We start from the raw sequence: 25,586 nt of genomic DNA, 5'->3' as shown, positions 1-25,586 counted from the left end.
AATATTATACAAATTATTATGCTATATATGGAGGGATTTTATGAGACTTGCAATAATTGGTTTAGGGGCAATAGCTAAAAAAGCTTATTTACCCATTTTAACAGTAAAAGAAGATGTGGAACTTTTAATTTCCACTAGAAATAAGGCTGTGTTAGAAGAAATATCAAATAAGTATAACATAGATAGAGCATATACTAATATTGAAAATTTATTAAAAGAAGATATAGATGCAGCAATAATTTCAACACATGCAGATGGACACTATGAAATAGCTAAAAAATTAATAAAGCAAGGTATTAGTGTATATATAGATAAGCCTATTAGTTTTAATTTTGAAGAAGCCAAAGAGATAGAGAGTTTAGCAAAAGAACGCAATGTTATTGCTATGGTTGGATTCAATAGAAGATTTTGTCCTAAAGTTAAAGAACTTAAGGGCAGAGGAAAAGCAGATATAATTGTAATGCAAAAAAATAGGGAATATCCACCTGGTGATATAAGAAGGTTTATTGTGGAAGATTTTATACATGTTGTGGATACATTAAGATTTTTAATGGATGAAGAAGTTAAAAATATTGATGTTAATTATCTAAAGGATAGAAATGATCTTCATAATGTAGTGGTAACATTAAAAGGTAATGATACAACTGCAGTTGGAATAATGAATAGAACTGCAGGGATAACTGAAGAAAATATTGAATATATGATAAAAGGAAATAAATATATTGTTGAAGATTTAGTTGATACTATAGAAGTAAACAATAGTGGTAGAACAAAGACTAGCTTTGGAGGTTGGGATACAACATTATATAAAAGAGGCTTTGAAGATATAATAGATCATTTTATAGAATCAGTAAAAAATAAATCTATTCCAAATCCATCAATAAGTGATTCTGTAAGAACACATGAAATTTGTGAGAATATAGTTAAGTTTATAACTACTAATGAATAGATAAAACTATTAAAAATGAATATTAAAAGTAAGATAATAGAAGAAATATATAAGTAGATTTATAAAAAGACTAATTAGAATTTAAATTTTAGTTAGTCTTTTTATAATTTTATTCTTTCGTTTTTTAAGTGAACATATATATGCAAGATTGCATTAATTTTAATAAATATACGAGAGGTAAAATAAGCAAAGTTAAGTACGTTTGCTTATTATATAAAAGTAATATATAGTAAAGAAATATTTGGGGATAAAATATTTTAAATTTAAAGAATCCATTTGCGTTAAACTAGAATATAACTAGCTTTGTATAAGAAATGGATTGATAAAATCAACAATTTAAAAGATGAAATAAATACCAAATATTCAGAAAATAATTTGACAATCTGACAACTTAGTGTTAGTATAAGGTTGTTACTGAGTTTAGGAGGTAATTTATGATTGAATTTAGAAATGTTAAAAAAAGCTATAAGAATAACGTTATATTAGAAGATTTTAATTTAAATATAGAGGATGGAAATCTAGTAGTTTTAATAGGATCAAGTGGTTGTGGTAAAACTACTTTATTAAAAATGATAAATAGATTAATAGAATCTACTTCAGGAGAAATATTAGTTAATGGGAAAAATATAAAAGAAATGGATCCAATATTACTTAGAAGAAGTATTGGTTATGTAATTCAACAAACAGGTTTATTTCCACACATGACAGTAAAAGAAAATATAGAAATAATACCTAAGCTTATGGGAAAAACTCAAGAGGAAATTGATCAAAAGACAATAGATTTATTAAATATGGTTGGATTAGAGCCGGAAAAGTATAGTGATAGGTATCCAGTAGAATTAAGTGGTGGACAACAGCAAAGAGTTGGAGTTGCAAGAGCTTTTGCAGCAGATGCTGAAATAATACTAATGGACGAGCCTTTTAGTGCATTAGATCCAATAACAAGAGCGGAGCTTCAAGAAGAGTTATTTAATATTCAAAAGGAATATAGGAAGACTATAGTTTTCGTAACTCATGATATGGATGAAGCTATAAATTTAGCAGATAAGATATGTATATTAAAAGAAGGAAAAATACTTCAATATGATACTCCGGAAAATATATTAAAAAATCCAGCAGGAGAATATGTTGAAGAATTTGTTGGTAAAAATAAGATTTGGACAAAACCAGAAATGATTAAAGCAGAAGATGTTATGATATCAAAACCAGTAACAGTTAGTCCAAAGAGAAACTTGCTTCAAGCAAGAGAAATAATGAGAGAAAAGAAAGTAGATAGTTTACTTGTAATAAATAAACTAGGAACATTATTAGGATATATTACATTGGAAAATATTCAAAAGATAGAAGAAAAAAATAAATTAGTTGAAGAAGTTATGAATAAAGAGCCTATATTGGTTTCAGGAGATACTAGCTTACCAGAGTTATTAGAAGTATTCAATAATTTAAAGAAAGGATACTTACCAGTTTGTGATGAAGCTTATAGATTGTTAGGATTAGTAACAAGAAGTAGTTTAATATCAGTTTTAAGTAGTCAATACATTGAGATGGGAGGCGATAATTAATGAGTACTTTTATGGAACAATTAATGACAAAGAAATCGGAAATTCTATCTCTTTTATTAGAGCACGTACAGCTTACAGTTATAGCAGTTTTAATAGCAGTAGTAATTGGTGTACCTTTAGGTATATTTATAACTAAGAATAAAAAGCTAGCTAGTGGCGTAATTGGATTTGCAAATTTAACTCAAGCTATACCAAGTTTAGCTATATTAGGTTTCTTGATACCTGTTATAGGTATAGGATCAGCACCAGCTATAACAATGGTAGTGCTATATTCAATGTTACCTATAATAAAAAATACTTATACAGGTATTACAAATATAAATCCAGATATGCTAGAAGCAGCAAAAGGTTTAGGTATGACTAGTGGACAAACTCTTAAGCTTATAAAGATTCCTCTAGCAATGCCAGTTATGATGGCAGGTATAAGAATGGCAGCAGTTACGGCTGTTGGACTTATGACAATAGCAGCCTTTGTAGGGGCAGGTGGTCTTGGATATTTAGTATTCTCAGGTATCCAAACAGTAGATAATAACCTTATACTATTTGGTGCGATTCCAGCAGCTATTTTAGCTTTAGTAATAGACTGGATAACAGGAAAAATAGAAGCAGCTACAATGCCAAATGGAATTAGAAAATCAGATGGAACTATGAAGGTAAAAAGAAATAGTTCAAATAAAAATAAAAAGAGAAATATAATTATAGCTTCAGTTTTAGCAGTGATTGTTATAGGTGGAGTAATAGGTACAAGTATTATAAATAGAAATGAAAAGAAAATAACAATAGCATCTAAAAATTATACAGAGCAACTTATTGTAGGAAATATATTATCAGAGTTAGTTAAAGCAAATACAGATATAAAAGTAGAAGAAAAGTTTAACTTAGGTGGAAGCCAAGTAACCTTTAATGCATTAAAATCAGGAGCAGCAGATGTATATGTAGAATATTTAGGAACTGGTTATGTAAATATACTTAATATTTCAGAACCAAATTCAAATAGAGAAGAAGTTTATAATATAGTTCAAGAAAGATTTAAGAATGATTATAATATAGAATTATTAAACCCATTAGGTTTTAATAACACATATGCAATGGCAATTACAAAAGAAACAGCAGAAAAGTATAACTTAAAGACAGTTTCAGATTTAGCAAAGGTTGCAGGAGACTTAGTAATAGGGCCAACAATAGAATTCCCTAATAGGGAAGATGGTTTAATAGGTTTAGAAAAGGCTTATAATATGAAGTTCAAGCAAGTTAAACCTGTTGATGGAGGTTTAAGATATACAGCTTTAGTAAATAATGAAACACAAGTTATAGATGCATTTACAACAGATGGTTTAATTGACAAATTTCAATTAGTTGTGTTAGAAGATGATAAAGAATTCTTTCCACCATATGATGCAGTTCCAATTATAAGAGAGGATACTTTAAAGGAGTTTCCAGAATTAAAGGATATATTAGGAAAGCTAGATGGAAAATTAACAGAAGAAAAAATGAGAAAATTAAACTATGAAGTCGATATAAATAAAAGAGACGTAAAAACTGTTGCTATAGAATTCTTAAAATCAGAAGGGCTGATTGAATAGGGAAGAGGTAATAGTGAAAAAGTGAAAGAATTCCGCTTCAAGGTGGGATTCTTTTTTTATAAAAAGATAACGAAATTTAGGTTTCACAATTATTACTAATTATAAAACATGAATATTACCTTCAATATACATTGAAATTTATGTCGATTGTTGATATAATTAAAATCTATTTTGAAAAATTATTTAGTTTTATATAGAAATTTTTGGAGGGTTTGCAATGCCAAAGAGAATTGCCATTTTAGGTGGACCAAGATGTGGGAAAACTACATTAATACAACAACTTTATGTGGATATGAAAATTAGAGATTTAAATGTAGGTGTAGCAACAGAGTATAGTACAGATTACCTAAGAGATAAAGGTATGATAGAAAACATAGCTGAGCAATATGGAATTTATTTAGGACAACTTCATTTAGAAGAGAGCTTAAATGACTTCGATTATGCATTAACAGACTATGCAACATTTGTACCATACATATATGCTAGATTTATGCTTGGTGATAAGAAAAGAACAACAAAAGAAATAGAAATATTAAAAGATCTTTATGTGTTAGCTTTAAGAGATTTACCAAAGTATGATCACATATTCTTTGTGCCAAGAGAATTTGGTTATTCAAAAGATGGAGTAAGATGGCAGGATGAAGAATTAGCACAAGCAGTGGACAAGGCTATCTTAAGCTTTTTAGAAGCAGAAAATGTTAGGTATACGGAAATAACAGGATCAACAAAAGAAAGAGCAGAAAAAATATTAGATATTGTGGGAATTTCTCAGGAAATAAATCTAGATATGGCGAAGTAAAAGATTCCTCTTAGAGGGATCTTTTTTTTTGGCGCAAAAACAATTAGATTATTTGAAAATAGAATTTGAAATATAAGTTTATGAAATGAAAATTCAAGAATATTGTTGTTTAAGGTAATATTTAAAATCTTAGCAAATATACAATATTTTTATGCAATAAAGCTTTTTAATAAAAAAGATGTCGTAAAAACAAATATGAAAACGGTTGAAATGATAAGGGGGATTGGTATAATTTATGTAAAAGGTGAAATGAAATTTCACTTGTTAAGGGGGATGAGAAAGTAGTATGAAAAAGAAAAAAATAGTAGCAATTTTGAGTGCCTTAGCTGTTACAAGCACTTTAGTATTAGGGAATATTAAGATGGTACATGCAAATACTTTAAATTCAAAAGCTGAGGCAGAGAAAATTGTAAGTCAAATGACCTTAGAGGAAAAAATAGGGCAAATGTTAATGCCTGATTTTAGACAATGGAAACAAGAAGGACAAGCCACGGTTCAAGATCTGACAGAAATGAATGATGAAGTGGCAGAAATTATAGATGAATTTGACCTAGGTGGAGTTATATTATTTGCTCAAAACGTAAAAACAACGGAGCAAACAACTAAATTAATTCATGACATGCAGCAAGTTGCAATAAATGATCAAGATGGGAATCTACCATTATTAACAACAATAGACCAAGAAGGAGGAATTGTTACAAGATTAGGAACAGGAACAAATTTTCCAGGAAACATGGCTATAGGTGCAACTAAAAATGAACAAAGTTCTTATGACACAGGATTAGTAATAGGAAGAGAATTAAATTCATTAGGAATAAATGTTAATTTTGCTCCATCAGTAGATATTAATAATAATCCATTAAATCCTGTTATAGGACTAAGATCATTTTCGAGCAATCCGGATTTAGTTGCAAAGCTTGGAGTTAAAATGATAAAAGGAATTCAAGAAAATGGTGTATCAGTAGCAGCTAAACACTTCCCAGGGCATGGAGATACAGCAACAGATTCTCATTATGGTTTACCAAAAGTTGACAAATCGCTTGAAGAATTAAAAGAAGCTGAGTTAAAACCATTTCAAGCCGCTATAGATAATGGTGTTGATATGATAATGACAGCTCATATTCAATTTCCACAAATTGAAAAAGATACCTATACGTCTATAAAGGATGGACAAGAGATACAGATTCCAGCAACTTTATCAGATGACATATTAACAGGATTGCTAAGAGAAGACATGAATTTTGACGGTGTTATTATAACAGATGCTCTGAATATGGCTGCAATTTCAGAAAATTTTGGAGAAGTTGAAACTGTAAAAATTGCATTTGATGCTGGTGTTGATATAGCTTTAATGCCAACTATTTTAAGAAGTAAAGCGGATGTTCCAAAGCTTAGAGCAATAGTTGAAGGAGTTAAGGAAGCTGTTGCTAAAGGAGAAATATCAGAAGAAAGAATAAATGAATCAGCAGCTAGAGTAGTTAAGCTAAAAATAGATAGAGGAATAATTAACGTTGAAAATGATAATAGAACAGCCGAAGAAAAAATTGAAAATGCAAAAAGTGTGGTTGGTTCCAAGGAAAATAGAGATGTTGAAAGACGAGTTTCAGCAGAAGCTATAACTGTAGTTAAAAATGAAAATAATGTGTTACCTCTAAATCCTAAAGAAGGAGAAAAAGTTTTACTTGTAGCTCCATATGATAATGAATTACCAGGTATGAAATTTGGATTAAATAGACTTATGAAAGAAGGAAAAGTTGATTCAGTCGAATTAGATACCTATTGCTATTTGAAAGAGAATGAAATAACAGATGAATTAAAAAGTAAAATTGATGAAGCAGATTACGTAATAGTTTTATCAGAAATGGGAAATTACACACATTTAAATAGTACCCATTGGATAACAGCAATACCAAATGCAGTAACTTCTTATGCAAATGAATTAAATAAAGATTCAGTAGTTGTAAGTATTGGTAAGCCGTATGATGTAGCTGCACATAAAAATGCAAAAGCAGAAGTAATAGCTTATGGATATAAAGGCATGGATCCAACGGAAGCAGATGGAGGATTATCACCAGTACAAGCTTTTGGACCCAATATCCCAGCAGCAATAGAAGTTGTCTTTGGAGGATCAGAAGCAAGAGGAACATTACCAGTTAGTATTCCAACAGTTAATGAAAATGGAGTAGCTAACTTAGATGTAAATGCTTTTGAATATGGATATGGTATAACGAATTTAATATCGGTAGGAACAACTACAATTGAAGCACCAGCAGAAGTTAAATCAGGTGAAGAAATAGAAGTAAAAGTTAATGTAAATGAAATAGAAGGCTTAAAATCAGAAAATTACTTAGAAAAAATAAACTTTAATAGTGATGCTTTTGAAGTAGTATCAGTAAAATCAGCTGATGAAAAGGTTGAAGTGAAAAAGGTAGAAGTAAAAGATTCTGAAATAAATATATCCTTAAGTGATAAATCTATAGAAAAATCCATTGAGTCACAAACAAGTTTAGTAGTGACATTAAAAGCAATTGCAGAAGAAGGGCAAGATGTTAATATTATTCATTCTGTAGAAATTGTAGATTCAAAAGACAGAACATTTAATACAACATTGGAAAATAGATATATTAATATTATAAAAGTAGAAGCTCCAGAAGAAGAAAATAAACCAGGGAATGAAGAAAATAAGCCGGATGATGGCAATAAGCCAGGGAATGAAGAAAAGCCAGAAGATACGAATAAACCAGAAACAAATAATAATAATGGAGGCAAGTTACCAAACACAGGAGTTGTAGTTACACCAATAGCAACAGGGGCTCTAGGTTTAGCAATGACTGCTTTAGGATTTGTTTTGAACAAAAAAAGAAATAAAAAGTAATTAATATATAAATTAAGGCAAAGGACCTAACTAAACGTGAGGTCCTTTACTTTTAATTAAAATACTATATAATAATAAGACAAGCACATGGTAAAAAAGTAACGGACATACTAGAAAATCTAAATTATTATACAAGTAGTATTTATTAAAAAATATTAACAAGAAAATAAAATTTATAAACCAAAAACTGTTAATAAATAAAAGATAATTGTTGATAATTTTCAGATTTTTCGAATTTATAAAAATGTTTAATGGCTACTTAAATAGTAGTCTTTTTTGTTTATTAAACTAGATGTTAAAACAAAATGTATTAAACGTATTGATTTAAATTGTTAAATAATCTATAATGATTTTGTGCATATAATATGCAAATAATATGTATGTAAACAATTAAATAATAAGTAATGAAAAATTTTTTATCAAATATTGTTAAAAATATAACTTAATAAGGGTTGGTGTGTTAATAATGATGATTTTAGAGCACGGAAAAATTGGGAATTTAACATTAAAGAACAGAATTGTAATGGCTCCAATGGGAATTGATTATGTTGATGAGGATTTCGGATTCTCTGAAAGATCAATTGATTATTATGTAGCTAGAGCAGAAGGTGGGACAGGCTTAATCATGACTGGAGCTACTTTAGTTACAAGTGAATTCCAAAAACCTAATAGTATGTTCTTGTTAGACAATGAGGATAAAATAGATAGAATAAAAAAATTAGCAGATAAAATACATTCTTTTGGTTCAAAACTATGTATTCAACTTTCTTTAGGAGCTGGAAATATAGGATATGTAGGTAAAAATAATCCTCCATTTTCAATAGAAGAAATACATAAGCAAGTAGAAGCTTTTGGAAGAGCAGCAGCTTTAGCTAAAAGAGCTGGAGTGGATGCTATTGAAGTTCATGGGTATGGTGGATATTTAATTGATCAATTCCAAACAGAATTATGGAATTCTAGAGAAGACGAATATGGTGGTAGCTTTGAAGGAAGAATGAGAATATCTCTAGAAATAATTGAAGCAGTTAAAAAAAGTTGTGGAGAAGATTATCCTATAATTTATAAGTTTTCACCAACTCATCTTATAAGAGGTGGAAGAGAACCTGAAGAAGGAATTAAGATGGCAAAATTACTTGAAAATTTAGGAGTTTCTGCTCTTCATGTAGATATAGGATGTCATGCTTGCTGGCAAAATGCAATCCCAACAATATATCAAGAACCAGCGTTACATGAAAAATATATACAAGCTGTAAAAAAGGAAGTTAGTATCCCTGTTATTGGACATGGAAAGATGGGATACCCTGAAGTAGCAGAGAGAATAGTATCTAAGGGTATAGCAGATTTTGTAGCATTAGGGCATTATTTACTAGCTGATCCTGAGTGGGTTAATAAAGTGAAAGAAAACAGATCAGAAGATATTGTGCCATGTATTGGATGTAATGAATGTATGTTTTCAATACTTTCTGGTGAGCCAGTATCCTGTGGTGTTAATCCAAGATGCGGAAGAGAAGGGGAAAAGTTATCTGAGGCTGAAGTTAAAAAATCTGTACTTATTGTTGGAGGCGGGCCAGGAGGATTGGAAGCAGCAATAGTTGCAGCTAAAAGAGGACATAAGGTTACTCTATGGGAAAAAGGAGAAAAACTTGGCGGTAATTTAATACCAGCATCTGTACCAAAATTTAAAGATGACTTAAAGAGATTGATTAGGTATTATGAAATACAAATGGATAAGCTTGGAGTTAATGTAGTTACTGAAAAAAATAGTACTTCTAATGAAATACTTGAAGAAAATACAGATGTAGTAATCCTTGGAACTGGAAGTACTCCTTTAGTACCAAGACTTCCAGGTATAAATGGTAGCAATGTACATGCAGCTATAGATGTACTTTCAAATAATATTAATCTAGGAGAAAATGTTATTATTGCAGGCGGTGGATTTGTTGGCTGTGAAACTGCTGTACATTTAGCAGAGCAAGGCAAAGAAGTAACTATTATTGAAATGAAAGAGCGTATTTTAGAAGAGCCTATGCCATTCAATAATTTACTAGCTTTAAGTTCAATGGTAGCAGAAATTGGAATTAATATTTTAGCTAGCACAAAATTAGTTGAAATAAAGGACAATGAAGTTATTGTTGAAAAAGTAGATGGTACTATAGAAAATATTGTTTGCGATTCTGTAGTTATTGCTTTAGGTTTCAGATCTCAAGAAAATATTAAAGCTGAACTTGAAGGGAAAATAAAAGATATAAGAGTTATAGGAGATGCACTAGCACCACGTAAGGTTAAACATGCAGTTAATGAAGGCTTTGAAGTAGCAATAGTAATATAGATTAATAATACAAATTTATCAGATAGGAGCTAATGAAAAATTAGCTCCTTTACTTTTAATCATATTACTATATAATAGTAAGACAAGCATATAGTTGTAATGGCTAAAGGCCATACTAGAAAATCTAGAAATTATTGTACAAGTATAAATTATCCAGAAGTTATTAACAGAAAAATAAAAATTATAAACTGAAAATTGTGAGTAAATTAATATTAATTGTTGATAATTTTCAGATTTTTGAGAATAAGAATAAGATAGAATCAAAATTTTCTATATAAATAAAGTTATAAAAATTTATGGAGGGTATATGACTAAACTATATTTAACAAGACATGGAGAAACAGAATGGAATGAAAAAGGAATAATGCAAGGTTGGGGAGATTCTCCTTTAACAGAGCTTGGAATTAAACAAGCTGAATGGCTGAGAGATAGAATGAAGGATACACATATAGATGTTATATATGCTAGCCCAATAGGAAGGGCCTTTAATACTGCAAAAATAGTTAAAGGAGATAGAAACATACCTCTTAAAGCTAATGATGGTTTAAAAGAAATTAGAATAGGTGGATGGGAAGGCCTAAATCAAGAAGAAATGAAAAGCCTAAGTGAAGATAACTACTATAACTTTTGGAATGTTCCATCAAAATATATTCCAACAGGAGATGGAGAAAGTTTTTATGAAGTTAAAGAAAGAGCTTTCAAGTCAATTAATGAAATATTAGAAAAAGAAAAAGGAAAAAATATTTTAATCGTAACTCATACTATCACTTTAAAGTCATATTTATGTGAGCTAGAAAAAAGAGATATAGACACTTTATGGGATCCACCATTTATAAAGCAGACAAGCCTTACGGAGATAAACTTTACAGAAGATGGTTACGAAATGCCATTAGTTGCTTGCATGAAACATCATGAATATGCAAAAAAGGAATTTAATGAATTTAAATCTAATTAAATAATTTCACAAACAATCTTTTAAAACAGGAAGATATATTATGAAAATATAATCATCAACATGTTTTTAAAACAGAATAGTATGCAATAAAAATTTAGGAAACTATAATCTTTAAAAAAGAATAAGATAAAATTATATATGATTTAAAAACTTAAATGTAGAGATATACTTAACTTAATACTTGGGATAAAAAATAAAATGATAATAGTAAGGTTAAGAATATCTTGATGTATTTTCACACATCTCATACAATGAGGAAGAAAATGAATAATCTTATTTAAGAAGCTAAGAGAGCAACAAATTATAATTTATTGCTCTCTTATTTTTCTAAAGGCCAGTGGTGTTTTCCCATGAACTTTTTTAAACATTTTTACAAAGTTTCCGCAATAATTATATCCTATCATTTTGGAAATCTCTTCAATACTTAAATCTGTTGTAGATAATAAATTTTCGGCAATTGTCATTCTAATTGAGTTAGTGTATTGGCTAATTGACATATGGTATTTTGCTGAAAATCCTGCTTTTAATTTTTGTTCATTTAAAAATACCATCTTACTTAAGCTTTTTATAGTAGGAGGATTGAAAGCTTCCATTGTCAAAATTTCGTAAGCTCTTTGTATTGCATTAGCATCTGAAGCAGTTAGAGTAACTTTTCTATTTTTTCCTATAATGATTTCCCCATAATTTAATTGATTTGTAAAAGCATTTTCTGGAGAAGAGTGAACTTCCTTTGATATTAATGCAATAGATTCTAAAATTTTGCTCTCTAAATATATTGGAGTTAGTTCATCAGCTTGGGCTAAGCTTCTTAACTGCTGAATAATGGTTGCAATTTCAAGCGGAAGATATCTATATGTATAATTGAAAATAAAGTTATTAAAATCAATAATATTAGAAAAATTAGGTTTAAGAACTTCATCAAAGTATTTTTTATAAATTGTTATTTCTGCTCCATGAAAGTGTTGGCCTTTCTTCCAAGCTTGAGTTCCTTTCAAATTTTTTTCTACAACAAAAAATGAAGATGGAGTAAATGATGAAACGGGATTATTCTCTATTTTGAATTTTGTCACTCCTGTATAAACAGTTCCAAGCCTAATTATCTCATCTTGATGATCAAAAGAAAGAGAAAAATCTTGAGCAATAGTATAATCACCAATTCCAAAGTCATAATATCCTTCACGACTATATTTAATAAAATATCCAAGTTCAGGCCTGTCCTCATTTTTGTATATAGTGTAGTTACTCATAGGGTATGAAGAAAAGGTCATAGTATTTAATACCATATTTTGAAATTCATGAGTAGATTTTGATATCATTTGTTTTTCATCCCCCTAGTTATATTTGTATATTTAAAAGTAAATAAATTTTTCATAAAACTTTTTCTTTAGGTAATAATATAAATAAATTTTCAAAGAATTTATTTAGTGAAAATTTAAAAGTAATTTATAGTTAAAAGCGAAAATTTATAGCAAAAAGTTAAGGGTGTTGTATTCCGTAAAGCTTAAAAGAGTTCATAATTATTATAGCAGAAAATCTGCTTATTTTTATATAAAAATTATTCTATTAGATGATAAAATTATTAAATTAGTTGCAAACCTTGTATTGAGAATGAATCTCATATACAATTGGCAATGTAATAAATAAGATTAATTAATCAAAGCAATCAATAAGACTAATCAAAAAGGTAATAAAAAAGTAGTAAAAAGCAATAATAAGATTTACAAAACAAAATAATAATAAGGTTTCTTAAATTATCATAAGATAATGATTTAATAAATCTTAAAATATATGGAGGTAAGTTATGAAGAAGAATTTATTAAAAACATTAGTAGTTTCTTGTGTTACTGCATTTATGCTTGTAGGATGCGGAAATGGTGCTACAGCTGAAAATAAGTCAGAAGATAAAAAAGTAACAGTAACAGATGTTAGAGGAGAAGTTGAAATTCCGGCAGAACCTCAAAGAATAGTAGATTTAAGCGGAAACAGTGATATTTTATCAATATTAGGATATAAGGTAATAGGAACTGCAAATAGTGATGCTTATGATTACACTAAGTTCCCTTCATATTTAGAAGAAACATTAAAGGGTGCTGAAATCTTAGGATATAGCATGCAAGATACAATGGATGTTGAAGCTATAATGAACTTAAATCCAGATTTAATAGTTATATCAACAGTTCAAGAAAAAATGTATGATCAATTAAGTGAAATTGCTCCAACAGTTATGATTCAATTAGAAGCATTAAACTGGAAAGATGATGTTAAGGCATTTGCAAAGGTATTTGATAAAGAAGCAGAAGCAAATAAGTGGCTTGCAGATTATGAAGCAAAGGCTAAGGAAGCAGGCGATAAGATTAAAGCAGAATATGGCGAAGATACATCATATCTTTCATTCTTAGCTAGTGGTGGACAGTTCTTCATATTTGATGGTGCAGGATTTGGTAGCGTATTATATGAAGATATGGGACTTAAGAAACCAGAAGGAATGCCAGCACAAAGTGATATAAGCTTACCAGTTGTTACATACGAAGGTTTAGCAGCAATAAAATCAGATTATATATTCTTAATAGCAACAAAAGAAGATTTAGCTCAATTACAAAGCAATGCTATTTGGAACAACCTACCAGCAGTTAAAGCAGGTAAAGTAGTTGTTTTAGATTCATCACCATACTTTAACCAAGGATATAGCTCAATAGGTAGAGAATTATTAGTAGATGAAATAGGTGAAATGTTAAATGAAACAAAATAAGAGACATACAGTAATTTTTACAATAATTAGTATGTTACTCTTAGTAATAGGACTGGTTCTAGCCGTAAGGTTAGGATCCGTCCATATTTCCTTTTCAGACATTTGGGATAGTATCTTTAATTATAGTGAAACATTAGAACTTATGTTAGTTAGAGATGTAAGAATCCCAAGAGCATTATCAGTATTATTTACAGGGGGAATATTAGGGGTAACAGGTGCAATGATACAAGGGGTTACTAGAAATCCTATAGCAGAACCATCAATATTAGGAGTAAGCCAAGGAGCAACTTTAGTAATAGCAATTTTCTATGCACTAGGAATAACAATAAGTACAAGAAATGTTATGATAGCATCTTTTATTGGAGCACTTATAACAGGTCTTATAGTTTTAGCTTTTATATCAAAAAAAGCAAATAATAATTCAATTGCAAAGATACTTTTAGCAGGAACAGCCTTAAGCACATTCTTCATTTCATTAACAACAATAGTTGGACTTTTATCTAATCAATCACAAATGATAGGATTTTGGGTATCTGGAGGATTTAGAAATGCAGGATGGGCAGATTTTAAATTAGTATTTTTTGTTGGAGTTATAGGACTTATTATAGCAATTTTATTATCATCAAAGATAAATATTTTAAATCTTGGAGATGATGTTGCAATTGGACTTGGTGAAAATCCAGAAAAAATAAGATTTGCAACACTTATGGTTATGATACCAATGTGTGCAGCAGCAGTTGCAGTAGGAAAAAACATAGCCTTTGTTGGGCTTATAGTTCCTCAAATAGTTAGAAAAATACTAGGAGAGGATTATAGAAAAAACATACCATGCTCATTTTTAGTTGGTGCAGTACTTTTAACATATGCAGATATAGCAGCAAGAATGCTTTTAGATCCTTATGAAACTCCAATTGGAGTATTTACAGCACTTATAGGAATACCATTTTTCATATCATTAGTTAGAAAGGAGAGAGGATAATGAAGAAAAAAAGATTTAAAATAGTTTTAGTAATTTTAATAGCATTATTACTTGTCTCCTTTTTAATTACATTGTGCTGGGGTACATATAAGGTAACTCCATTAGAAGTAATAAATACGATACTTGGTAATGGAACAAAACTTCAAAATACAGCAGTTTTAACTTTAAGACTTCCAAGAATGCTTGTTGGAATATTTGTTGCCATAGGATTATCAACAGCAGGATGTATACTTCAAACAATAACTAAAAATGATTTAGCTGATACTGGAATAATAGGAATAAATGCAGGAGCTGCAGTTGCCGCAGTAATATTTATTTCATTTAAAACAGCAAATTACTATAGTGAACTTGGATCACTTTCTATATTTGTACTTCCATTTATGGCTATAGTTGGAGCTGCAATATCAGCAATTTTACTATATATGCTATCTAGCAAAAATGGAATAAAGCCGAATAGACTTCTTTTAATTGGTATAGGAATGAATGTAGCACTTAATGCATTTATAACTTTCGTTACATTTAGAGGTGGTGCTGGAGATTATAATAGAGTATTAGTTTGGACATCAGGAAGTTTATGGGGTTCAAGCTGGAGTTATGCAAAAGTGATAATTCCAATAATAACAGTGTTATTTATAATAGTTTTATTAAATTATAAAAAGTTAGATGTTTTAAATCTTTCTGATGAGCTATCAATATCACTTGGATTAAACATAGAAAAGGAAAGAAAGAAATTTTTAACTTATGTAGTTATATTAGCAGGAACTGCAACAGCATTTTCAGGAAACATTGGTTTCTTAGGTCTTGTTTCACCTCATATTGCAAGGAAGCTAGTTGGACCATATCATAAGAATTTTATTGCAATATCAGCAATTATAAGTACTATTATAATTCTTCTTGCAGATGCGGTTTCAAGAAATCTATTTTCTCCAATTGAAATTCCAGTTGGGATTACAGTATCAATATTTGGAGTACCATATTTTATTTATTTAATGATGAAGGAGAAATAATTATGGAAGCTATTAGTGTAAAGAACTTAAGTGTTGCATATGAAAGCAATGTAATAATTGAAAATATGAATCTTTGTATCCCAAAAGGAAAAATCAGTATTATAATTGGAGCAAATGGATGTGGAAAATCCACACTTCTAAAAACTATAGCAAGAATAAACAAGCTAAAGAACGGGGATATCTTTATAAACAATAAAAATATAAAGAAGGTAAAAGAAAAAGACATAGCAAGAGAAGTGGCATTTCTTCCTCAAGGACCAGTATGTCCAAGTGGTCTTACAGTAAGAGAACTTGTAGCATATGGAAGATTTCCACATCAAAAAATGATAGGTGGATTAAACTCACATGATAAAGAAGTTATCGACTGGGCAATAGAAGAAACAGGACTTTCAGAATTTGCAGATAGAGAAGTTGAAAACTTATCTGGAGGACAAAGACAAAGAGCATGGATAGCCATGACTTTGGCTCAAGAAACAGAAATTATCATGTTAGATGAGCCAACTACATATTTAGATATGTCATATCAACTTGAGGTATTAGAAGTATTAGAAAAATTAAATAAAGAAAAGCAAATTACAGTAGTAATAGTTCTTCATGAGCTTAACAATGCTTGTAGATTTGCAAATAATATAATTGGTCTTAAAAAAGGAAAAGTTATTTGTGAAGGAAGACCAATAGATGTAATAACAAAAGAATCATTGAAAGAAATATATGGGGTAGAAGCACATCTTCAAGTTAGTGAAAATGGTGAATACCCAATATGTATGGAATATGAACTTCTAAGGGGTGACTATGAAAAATAAAAACTTTATAATAATAGTTATAGGGCAAATTATATCTTTATTTGGTAATGCAATTCAAAGATTTAGTATGTCTCTATATCTACTAGAATTTACAGGTAGTACAGCTACCTTTGCAAATATATTAGCAATATCAACGATACCATATATTTTATTTGCACCTATTGCTGGAATGTTATCAGATCATGTAAATAAGAAAAAGATAATGGTTTACTTAGACTTTTTCTGCTCATTCTTAATTGGAGGATATGCAATAATACTACTTAATGGTAGAGACCATGAAGTAATTGTTGCTATAGTGATGTTTATGCTATCTATATGTTTTACTTTATATGGACCAGCAGTTACATCATCAATTCCTCAAATAGTTGAAGAAGATAAGTTAACAAGTGCTAATGGTGTAATAAATCAAGTAGGGTCAATAGTAAACTTTGCAGGACCAATACTTGCAGGTGTTCTTTATGGAATAGTTGGAATAAAAGCAATAGTTATAATAAATGCTATAAGCTTTTTTGCATCTGCAATAATGGAATTATTCTTAGATATTCCAGATTTAGTGGTAAACGAAGATGTAGAATCAAAACTACAATCAAAAGTAGAATCAAATAATGTAGTTACTTTAGAAAAAAATGCAGTACCTACAGAAGTAGAATCAAAAGTAAGATTAAATGATGTAGTTACTTTAGAGAAAAATATAGTAACTACAGAAGTAGCAGTATCAACCTTAGATATTAAAGAAAGTGCAAAAGTTACAGTTATATCTGAAAAAGTAAAAGAAGATATAAGAGGAAAGAAAGAAGTAGCAATAGCATCTGAAGTCATAAAAGAAAATAAAAAAGCAACAATGGCATCTGAAAATATAAAGGGAACTGCAAAGATGGAAGAAAAGATACTATCAATTGAGTTTATAAAAAATTCATTTATAGATATGGGTAAAACTTTCAAGTATTTATCAAAAGAGAAAAAAGTTGTTCTTGGAATCATAGCTTCATATGCATTATGTAATATATTTTTAGTTCCAGTATTAACAATTCTAGCACCATACTTCATAAACATTTTCTTAGGGCTACCTTCAGAAATATATGGAATAGTAGAAGGTATATGTGTCTTGGGAATGATATTAGGTGGATTCTGGATAAGTGTAAAACCAAATATGTTTAAAATAAAAAAGGTTCACTATACATATTTGCCAATGGTTGCAGGTGTTATATTAATGTCAACATTAGGTGGAATAAAAGCAAATAACTACACAATAGCGTTCCTATTTGCAATTGGTGGACTTGCAATAATGATGTCACTTTCATTATCAAATGTATTAACACTAACATTTATACAAAAAGAAGTACCACTAGAAATGCTAGGAAGAGTTTCAGCTTTTTCAACAGCAGTAGCAACAATAAGTGTAGCACCAGGACAATTGCTATATGGACAAATAATAGATACTGGAATGCCGATAGGCTTAATATTACTTATAACAGCAATAGCAAATATTGTACTTGTGATGTTTGTTAAGTGGAATGTAAGAGAAATAAATTAAAATAAAGTAATAGATAATTAAAAAAATAGCTCTAATTGGACATGAACTTACTTGCTTTATGTTCAATCAGAGCTATTTTTAATGTTAAATAATGAACCAAAGTTCTCAAAATAGATAGATAAATTAGCAAGATACTAATATATATTCATTAAAAACTAATATATAATGGATTTATACTTTATATAAAAACATACAAATATGGTATGTTTTTACATATTACAAAAAATAAAAGAAAAATGTAATGAGGTGGTAAAAATATAAAAAGAAGGGTGAAGAGTAATAATTACAAATTTAATAGAAGGGAAGGGTGTATTTATGGTTAATATCCTAAAAGGAAGTAAGAAAAGACTTGGAGCTGGAGTAATAGCCATTGCTGTATTTTGTACATGTATATTTCCATCTTTACATGTTTTAGCAGCACCAAAAACAATGGCACATATAAAGGCTGGAAGTGGTAATGGTAATGGGCATTTTGGGAGTGCAAACCCAGAATTATTTGTATTATCAGATAAAAAGGACATTAGAGATGAGTCAATTAGCTTTCAGATGAAAGTTGGAAGTGAAAAAAAAGATACAAGATTTCGTTTTGTAACAAAATATGTAGATGATAATCATTGGGGATATGTTGCATATGACGGAGCAACTGGATGGTTTATAGAATATAAGAATGGTAATAAAGGAGGATATCCAGGAATTACAGGGCTCCCAGGATTAAATCAAAATGATATCGTAAACATTAGTGCAGTATATGTGGAAAATGGACTTAAATTAAAAGTAGAGAATGAGATAAGTGGTGAGAGTGGAGAAGTACTAATTAATACAGCTGATTTTATTAGTTTAAAAAATGAAGCAGGAAAGATTGGATTTGGTGCAGCTGCATATGGAACTGCTTACACTGATATCTATTTTTCAGATGTAACAGTTGGAAGCGATAAGTATACAAATTACAATGCTTGGACATTATATAAAGATAACCTTGCAGGTCAAGTATGGGAACCATCAGTAGTAGTTACAGATAAAGAAGATCCAGAAGAACCATCTGAACAAGGTGAAAAGTGGTTTAAGTTGACAGGTGGATCTAACAATGGCGGTGGACATGCTTATGGTAATCCAGCTGCAGCAGCACCAGTTTTATTACTTAATAATAGTAGAAAAATGGAAGAGGCAGGGGAACTTTCTCTAAAATTAAAACCAAGTAATAACTGGGGAGTGTTTTACAGTTATGTAGACGATAACAATTGGCTGTATATAGGACATGATTCAAGTAGTAAGTGGTATTATCAATATAAGTTAAATGGTAGTGAATCTTACCCAAAGATTTCAGGTCTCCCAGAGCCTGTAGAGGGTCAAGAATTACAAATGTCTGTATCCTTAAATCGTGAGACATTATCAGTAACTGTTAATGGAACTACAGTTAGAGTTACTAATCAAGCTTTAATTTCATTTGCTGAAAAGACTTCCGGAAAAGGAAGATTTGGTGTAAAAACAAATGGAGCAACATCAATTTCTTTTGCAGATATGAAATATAATGATACAAACACTATGGAAGATAAGTGGGGATTTGCAGCAGAACGTCAAGGGCAAAAAGTGGAAGAAGAGTATTCAAAGCTTGTTCCTGTATCAGGAATTGTTTTAAATAAAGATGGGAATCCAATCCCTGAAGCAGTTATACGCATAGGAGCAAACTCATCTAATAGTGATGTAAATGGAAGGTATCAGTTCGATGGCTTAGAAATTGGAGAACATAATATGGCTGTTACAAAGCCAGGTTATGAGGCATATTCTAAAGTTATAAATATTGAAGATAAAAACAATGTAATAGATATTATATTAGAAGAAAAGGCTGGATTGGATTTAACACAATATGATAGTATTGCATCAGAAACAATGAAAGTATATATTGGAAAAACATTCCCAGTTGTGGCTAGATATCAAATTCTTAAAGATGGGGGAGAGGTTAAAGACCAATATTTCCGTGGTAACGAAACTAAACTTAATACTGTAGCAATCAATGGTATAAAAATTGAACCAACTGTTACAGTTGCAGAAGAAGGAAAAGATTTTAGAGTATATTCAATGCATGTTGAAAACACTGAAAACAACATAAATTTAGATATGAAAATAAAAGTAAGTGTAGAAGGAAATAATTTAACATGGGAAGTAACAGAGCTTAATAAGGCTGAAGGATCTGCAAAGATTGCAACTATTGATGTTCCACAATTAAATCTTTTAACAGTAGATGCTGTAGAAGAAGGTGCTAATTTTGCAGGAGCACAAACATCTACGACTACAACATCAAGTGGTGATGTATTTATTGATTTTGAAAATGGATTTGTTCCATCAAAAACAGATTCTTATTTATATGGATTCCTTACAAATAGCAAGTTAAGCGCAGGTCTTTTCAGTAATTCAGAAGCTGAAGGAGATAAGCGTGTTGTAAGGAACAATGGTGCAGATACAATGAGTCTTACAAGTGCACCATGGTACTATGAATTAGGAGATAAAAACGGACAAAAGGCGGCAGCAAAATATGAAGAATATCCAGTAAGTGATTTACCATGTACAAAAGTTGCTATTGCAGCAGATAAAAATGGAGATGGAGATATTGATTGGAATGATGGAGCCCTTGCATTCCGTGATATTATGAATATTCCTTATGGATCAGAAGTAATTAAGGATATGGTTAACTATCGTATTGTTATGAACTTTGCAAGTATGGCATCTAACCCTTACTTAACAACAGCTGATAATATTAAGAAAGTATATCTTGCAACAGATGGACTTCCACAATCAGTTATGTTAAAAGGATATGGAAATGAAGGCCATGATTCTGCCAATTCAGAATATGCAGATATTGCAGAGCGTGAAGGTGGAGTAGAAGATTTCCAAGATTTAATTAAAATTGCACACGATTATAACACAGAAATTGGTGTTCACGTTAATGCCCAAGAAATATATCCAGAAGCACCTTCATTTAATGAAAATATGTTACAAAAGCCATTAACAAATGGATGGGGCTGGTTAGATCAATCTCATGTAATTGATAAGCTTTGGGATTTATCAAGTGAAGCAAGATGGAAACGTCTTGTACAATTCTATGACCGTATAAATGAAACAAGCTTCTATAATAGAGAATGGCCATTAGCAGTAGGAAATTCTGAAGGCGAAGTAACTGCGACTAAAGAAGAAATTAAAGCAGATGCTGAAAGTCGTGAAAATAATATGGACTTTATTTATCTTGATGTATGGTATCAAGATGCATGGGAAACAAGAAATATTGCAAAAGAAATTAATTCTCTTGGCTGGAGATTCACAACAGAATTTAGTGCACAAGGTGAGTATGACTCAACATGGCAACACTGGTCAACAGATGCAGTTTATGGTGGTGCAACTTCAAAGGGATTTAATAGTGATATTATCCGTTTCATCAGAAATGACCATAGAGATTCTCAAGTGTTAAATTATCCTGCATTTGGAGGAACAGCAGATAATCCATTACTTGGAGGTTACAGATTGTATGGATTTGAAGGATGGGGTGGAGATAAAGATTATAATAACTACATCTTACAAACATTTAATCAAAACCTACCTACTAAGTTCTTACAACATTATATTGTAACCGATTGGGAAAATTACGAAAAAGGACAATCACCTGTAGGAAATCATGAAAAAGAAATTAAATTGAGAAATGATGCAGGAGATGAAGTTGTTGTAACAAGAAATGAAGAACAAAGAAGTGATGATAACATTGAGCGTACAATTACTTTAAATGGAAAAGTAGTATTAGATGATGTGACATATTTATTGCCATGGACAGAAGAAGATGGAACAGAAAAATTATATCATTGGAATTTAGATGGAGGAGAAACAACATGGGAACTTCCAAAAGGATGGGAAGGCCTTGGAAATGTTGTAATGTATGAATTATCTGACCAAGGACGTATAAATGAAATAAGTGTTCCTGTAACTAATGGTGCTATAACTTTAGAAGCTAAAGCAGCAACAGCATATGTATTAGCAAAAGGTTCAGAAATTAAAGAACTAAAAAATGATTTTGGTGAAGCAGATTATGTAGTAGATCCAGGATTCAATGGATATGCTGAAGGAGAAAAATTATCTTCTAATGAGTGGTCAGGAGATATTGAAGATGAATCAGTTGTAATAGAAAAGGCAAATACAGGAGATCAAAGACTAGCGTTTAACAATCCTTCTGAAGATGTATCTGTAACTACAACTATTACAGGATTAAAAAAGAATACAAACTATGTAGCAGAAGTATATGTAGAAAATAACAGTGATGAAAAGGCAACTATAGAAGTAAATACAGGAAAAGAAACAGTTTCTAATTACACTGAACGTTCTATTTTAAATAACTATGTAAAATCTGACCAAAAGAATGGAAGTAAAATGCAACGTATGCAAATTTCATTCACAGCCAAAAATGAGACAGCTGAATTAACTTTAGCTAGAGCAGCTGGAGAAGGCTCTACTTATATGGATGATATTCGTATAGTAGAAAAAACACTAAATAACTTCCAAAAAGATGGAACATTTAATCAGGATTTTGAAACAGTAGTACAAGGATTATATCCATTTGTATTAAGTTCTGCACAAGGAATATCAGATCCAGGAACACATTTATCACAATTAAATGAACCATATACACAAGCTGGATGGAATGGAAGAGTAATTAGTGATGTAATTTCAGGAAACTGGTCACTAAAACATCATAGTGCAAATACAGGAATAATTTATCAAACAATTCCACAAAATTTCCGATTTGAAGCAGGTAAAGTATACAATGTTGAATTTGATTATCAATCAGGACCGGATAAAGCATATGCTATGGTTATTGGAGATGGAACAAATTATACAGCTGCTTCAGGAGAACAATATCTTGAAGCAGCTCGTGGAGAGACAAAGCATGTAAAAATGCAGGTAATTGGTAATGGAAGTGGACAAACTTGGATTGGTCTTTATCAAAATGCAAGTAAAGCAGGCAGTGGTGCTATGGGACAAACAGATTTTGTTCTAGATAACCTTGTGATTAAAGAAGATAAAGATGCTATTGCAGTTACATTATCAAGTACAAATCTTTATAAGGGTGAGACTGCTACAATATATGGAAGTGGTCTAGATAAAATCGAATGGAATTCAAGTGATGAAAAGGTAGCAGTTGTAGATAAAGATGCAAATGTTGTAAAAGCATTATCAGCAGGACATTCAACTATTACAGCAACACTTCCAGATGGAAAAGAAGTTGTATTTGAAATGAATATCATAGACGATGTTGTAATAGATATTCCAAGAGAAGAATTCAGTGGAATAAGTTCTAGTGCAAATACTGAACAAGTATCAGGAGAGCCAGCAGGAAGTGGAGTAGCTTCTGCAGCTGCAGATGGAAACTCTTCTACTTATTGGCACTCAAATTGGAGTGGTGGAGTAAGTAAAGAGAATCCAGCAATTCTAACTGTAGATTTAGGTAAAGAAATGAAAATTGGCGGATTTAAATTCCAACAAAGACCAAGTGCAAATAATGGTATTGTACAACAATTCAAATATGAAGTATTAGATTCAGAAGGAAATGTTCTAGAAACTTCAGATTCTATTACTGCTTTAGTTTCAGAGATGCAAGGCGGAGCATGGGTAACAGCTAAATTTAAAGAAACACGTAATGCAAAAGCAATTAAGATTTATGTAGAAAAAGGTCAAGGTAATTTTGCAGCAATATCAGAAGTTGCACCAATTATTTTACACAAGGTTGCAGACACGGTAAGCTTAGAAGATGTAACAATGAATATAGGTGGAAAAGTTACATTAATTCCAAAGCATGCAGAAAATACTGTTTTAAAAGGTATTGTATGGAGCTCTTCTGACGAAAAGATAGTAAAAGTAAATCAAAATGGTCTTTTAACAGCAGTAAATTCAGGAACTGCTAAGGTTAAAATAACAAATGCAGCAGGCCTAATGGCAGAAGCTACAGTAACTGTTGAAAAGAAGAAACTAGACTATACTGAATTAGAAAAGACTATTAAAAATTCAGAAAAGCTTGATTTAAGTAAATATCAAGATGGAGCAGAGAAAGATGAATTTGTAGCAGCATTAGAATATGCAAAAGCTTTACTAGATAATGCAGCTTCACAAGATGAAATTGATAATGCAGTAAAAGCTCTTACAGAAGCGCAATCAGCATTAAAATTACTAGATGTAGAAGATGTAGATAGAAGTGAATTAGGCAATGTGATTGCAGAATACGAAAAGATTGACTTAGATAAATATAAAGATGGAGCAGAGAAAGATGCATTTATAAATGCATTGAAAGCAGCAAAAGATGCATATGATAAAGCATCAACACAAATAGAAGTAGATAATGCTCTATCAGAATTAAAGACAGCTAAAGGTAATTTAATAGAATTGCCAGGAGAAGAAAACGTTGATAGAAGTGAATTAGGAATTGTAATTGCAGAATATGAAAAGATTGACTTAGATAAATATAAAGATGGAGCAGAGAAAGATGCATTTATAAATGCATTGAAAGCAGCAAAAGATGCATATGATAAAGCATCAACACAAATAGAAATAGATAATGCTCTATCAGCATTAAAGACAGCTAAAGGTAATCTAGTAGAAGTGGAAACAGAAGAACCAGGAGCTTCTAAGGTAGATAAATCTAAGTTAGAAAAATTCTACAAAGAAATCCTAGAATATTATAAAGAAACAAACCATTCAAAAGAAAACTGGAAAAAATATCAGGATGCATTAAAAATAGCAGATAAAGTTATTAATGATAAAGATGCAACACAAGAAGAAGTAGATAATGCTTTAAATTCTCTTATTAATATTACAAAGTTAATGAATAAGGAGCTTGGTAATCCTTCTGATGTTCCAGAGTTACCTGAAACAGGTTCAAGAGTATCTAGCACAATAGTATTAGTTTTAGCAATAGGAATAGTTGCTATTGGTGGGGCTATGTTTATTAGAAAAAAGAAACAAGTTTAGAAGTATAAAATAAATAAAATCCATGCACTAGACTAATGTCTATGTGTATGGATTTTTTATTTAACTTTAAGAATTTAAATGAGTGCTGTATATAATGTAGTAAAGCATATAGATCTGTTTTAAAAACGTGTTGGTACTATAATTACTAAAAGAAATGTGAAATAATATTAAATTATATGGAATAGGTTTATCAGCATCTGTTTTAAAATAATGTTGGTGACATAATTTTAAAATGAAACACGAAATAATATTATATTATATTATATGTAATAAGATTATCGAAAACTGTTTAAAAACGTGTTGATGAAATGAATTTAATAAAAAGAAAGATGAAATAAGAGTATATTATGTGAAATAATACTATTAGAGTCTGTTTTAAAATAATGTTGGTATAATTTCTAAAAGAAGATAAATATAAATTTAGTTTTATAAATATTTATCTTATAAATATAAGGAATTAATT

The 25,586-nt window shown here is 30.2% G+C and carries 14 protein-coding genes; 13 read left to right on the top strand and 1 reads right to left on the bottom strand.

The genetic code is table 11. The features are described 5' to 3' along the window. Positions 1 to 40: 40 nt before the first annotated feature. The 7 genes from J2Z25_RS17520 to J2Z25_RS17490 all read left to right on the top strand — a co-directional run bounded on the left by J2Z25_RS17520 (position 41) and on the right by J2Z25_RS17490 (position 11,052). Positions 41 to 949: a Gfo/Idh/MocA family protein gene (locus tag J2Z25_RS17520; RefSeq protein ID WP_209741489.1), complete on the top strand. Its 909-nt coding sequence runs from the start codon at positions 41 to 43 to the stop codon at positions 947 to 949. A gap of 434 nt (positions 950 to 1,383) precedes the next feature. Then, positions 1,384 to 2,511, top strand: a complete 1,128-nt coding sequence (locus tag J2Z25_RS17515) for an ABC transporter ATP-binding protein (protein WP_209741488.1) — start codon at positions 1,384 to 1,386, stop codon at positions 2,509 to 2,511. Continuing rightward, positions 2,511 to 4,094, top strand: a complete 1,584-nt coding sequence (locus J2Z25_RS17510; RefSeq protein WP_209741487.1) for an ABC transporter permease/substrate-binding protein — start codon at positions 2,511 to 2,513, stop codon at positions 4,092 to 4,094. The genes J2Z25_RS17515 and J2Z25_RS17510 overlap by 1 nt, the downstream gene beginning before the upstream one ends. A 217-nt stretch (positions 4,095 to 4,311) precedes the next feature. Beyond that, on the top strand, positions 4,312 to 4,893 hold the full coding sequence (locus J2Z25_RS17505) for an AAA family ATPase (protein WP_209741486.1): 582 nt from the start codon (positions 4,312 to 4,314) through the stop codon (positions 4,891 to 4,893). A gap of 286 nt (positions 4,894 to 5,179) precedes the next feature. Next, positions 5,180 to 7,768, top strand: a complete 2,589-nt coding sequence (locus J2Z25_RS17500; RefSeq protein WP_209741485.1) for a glycoside hydrolase family 3 N-terminal domain-containing protein — start codon at positions 5,180 to 5,182, stop codon at positions 7,766 to 7,768. Positions 7,769 to 8,234: 466 nt separating this feature from the next. Beyond that, entirely contained in the window at positions 8,235 to 10,097 is a 1,863-nt protein-coding gene (locus J2Z25_RS17495; RefSeq protein ID WP_209741484.1) for an oxidoreductase, read from the top strand. Positions 10,098 to 10,404: 307 nt separating this feature from the next. Next, entirely contained in the window at positions 10,405 to 11,052 is a 648-nt protein-coding gene (locus tag J2Z25_RS17490; RefSeq protein WP_209741483.1) for a histidine phosphatase family protein, read from the top strand. Between the two features lie 308 nt (positions 11,053 to 11,360). On the opposite strand, the gene J2Z25_RS17485 is transcribed toward J2Z25_RS17490, so the two are convergent. Further along, positions 11,361 to 12,368, bottom strand: coding sequence for a helix-turn-helix domain-containing protein (locus J2Z25_RS17485; protein ID WP_209741482.1), 1,008 nt, complete (start codon positions 12,366 to 12,368; stop codon positions 11,361 to 11,363). Between the two features lie 485 nt (positions 12,369 to 12,853). On the opposite strand from J2Z25_RS17485, the gene J2Z25_RS17480 reads away from it, so the two are divergent. The 6 genes from J2Z25_RS17480 to J2Z25_RS17455 all read left to right on the top strand — a co-directional run bounded on the left by J2Z25_RS17480 (position 12,854) and on the right by J2Z25_RS17455 (position 25,123). Beyond that, entirely contained in the window at positions 12,854 to 13,801 is a 948-nt protein-coding gene (locus J2Z25_RS17480) for an iron-hydroxamate ABC transporter substrate-binding protein (RefSeq protein WP_209741481.1), read from the top strand. After that, positions 13,788 to 14,780: a FecCD family ABC transporter permease gene (locus J2Z25_RS17475; RefSeq protein WP_008680714.1), complete on the top strand. Its 993-nt coding sequence runs from the start codon at positions 13,788 to 13,790 to the stop codon at positions 14,778 to 14,780. Before J2Z25_RS17480 ends, J2Z25_RS17475 begins: the two co-directional genes overlap by 14 nt. Further along, positions 14,780 to 15,787, top strand: coding sequence for a FecCD family ABC transporter permease (locus J2Z25_RS17470; protein ID WP_209741480.1), 1,008 nt, complete (start codon positions 14,780 to 14,782; stop codon positions 15,785 to 15,787). Before J2Z25_RS17475 ends, J2Z25_RS17470 begins: the two co-directional genes overlap by 1 nt. Before the next feature lie 2 nt (positions 15,788 to 15,789). Next, the gene (locus J2Z25_RS17465; RefSeq protein ID WP_008680711.1) at positions 15,790 to 16,590 is read left to right on the top strand and encodes an ABC transporter ATP-binding protein; all 801 of its coding nucleotides are present in this window, start codon (positions 15,790 to 15,792) and stop codon (positions 16,588 to 16,590) included. Next, positions 16,580 to 18,124, top strand: coding sequence for an MFS transporter (locus J2Z25_RS17460; RefSeq protein ID WP_209741479.1), 1,545 nt, complete (start codon positions 16,580 to 16,582; stop codon positions 18,122 to 18,124). Before J2Z25_RS17465 ends, J2Z25_RS17460 begins: the two co-directional genes overlap by 11 nt. Before the next feature lie 315 nt (positions 18,125 to 18,439). Further along, positions 18,440 to 25,123, top strand: a complete 6,684-nt coding sequence (locus J2Z25_RS17455; protein WP_209741478.1) for an endo-alpha-N-acetylgalactosaminidase family protein — start codon at positions 18,440 to 18,442, stop codon at positions 25,121 to 25,123. Positions 25,124 to 25,586 lie beyond the last annotated feature (463 nt).

It is taken from the genome of Clostridium tertium, assembly GCF_017873245.1.
Lineage (GTDB): Bacteria > Bacillota > Clostridia > Clostridiales > Clostridiaceae > Clostridium > Clostridium tertium.
This window is presented reverse-complemented; position numbering and strand designations above follow the sequence as displayed.

Excerpts from the sequence above, each read along its gene's own strand:
- J2Z25_RS17520 (WP_209741489.1), top strand. The coding sequence starts at position 41 with ATGAGACTTGCAATAATTGGTTTAGGGGCAATAGCTAAAAAAGCTTAT.
- J2Z25_RS17515 (WP_209741488.1), top strand. The coding sequence starts at position 1,384 with ATGATTGAATTTAGAAATGTTAAAAAAAGCTATAAGAATAACGTTATA.
- J2Z25_RS17510 (WP_209741487.1), top strand. The coding sequence starts at position 2,511 with ATGAGTACTTTTATGGAACAATTAATGACAAAGAAATCGGAAATTCTA.
- J2Z25_RS17505 (WP_209741486.1), top strand. The coding sequence starts at position 4,312 with ATGCCAAAGAGAATTGCCATTTTAGGTGGACCAAGATGTGGGAAAACT.
- J2Z25_RS17500 (WP_209741485.1), top strand. The coding sequence starts at position 5,180 with ATGAAAAAGAAAAAAATAGTAGCAATTTTGAGTGCCTTAGCTGTTACA.
- J2Z25_RS17495 (WP_209741484.1), top strand. The coding sequence starts at position 8,235 with ATGATGATTTTAGAGCACGGAAAAATTGGGAATTTAACATTAAAGAAC.
- J2Z25_RS17490 (WP_209741483.1), top strand. The coding sequence starts at position 10,405 with ATGACTAAACTATATTTAACAAGACATGGAGAAACAGAATGGAATGAA.
- J2Z25_RS17485 (WP_209741482.1), bottom strand. The coding sequence starts at position 12,368 with ATGATATCAAAATCTACTCATGAATTTCAAAATATGGTATTAAATACT.
- J2Z25_RS17480 (WP_209741481.1), top strand. The coding sequence starts at position 12,854 with ATGAAGAAGAATTTATTAAAAACATTAGTAGTTTCTTGTGTTACTGCA.
- J2Z25_RS17475 (WP_008680714.1), top strand. The coding sequence starts at position 13,788 with ATGAAACAAAATAAGAGACATACAGTAATTTTTACAATAATTAGTATG.
- J2Z25_RS17470 (WP_209741480.1), top strand. The coding sequence starts at position 14,780 with ATGAAGAAAAAAAGATTTAAAATAGTTTTAGTAATTTTAATAGCATTA.
- J2Z25_RS17465 (WP_008680711.1), top strand. The coding sequence starts at position 15,790 with ATGGAAGCTATTAGTGTAAAGAACTTAAGTGTTGCATATGAAAGCAAT.
- J2Z25_RS17460 (WP_209741479.1), top strand. The coding sequence starts at position 16,580 with ATGAAAAATAAAAACTTTATAATAATAGTTATAGGGCAAATTATATCT.
- J2Z25_RS17455 (WP_209741478.1), top strand. The coding sequence starts at position 18,440 with ATGGTTAATATCCTAAAAGGAAGTAAGAAAAGACTTGGAGCTGGAGTA.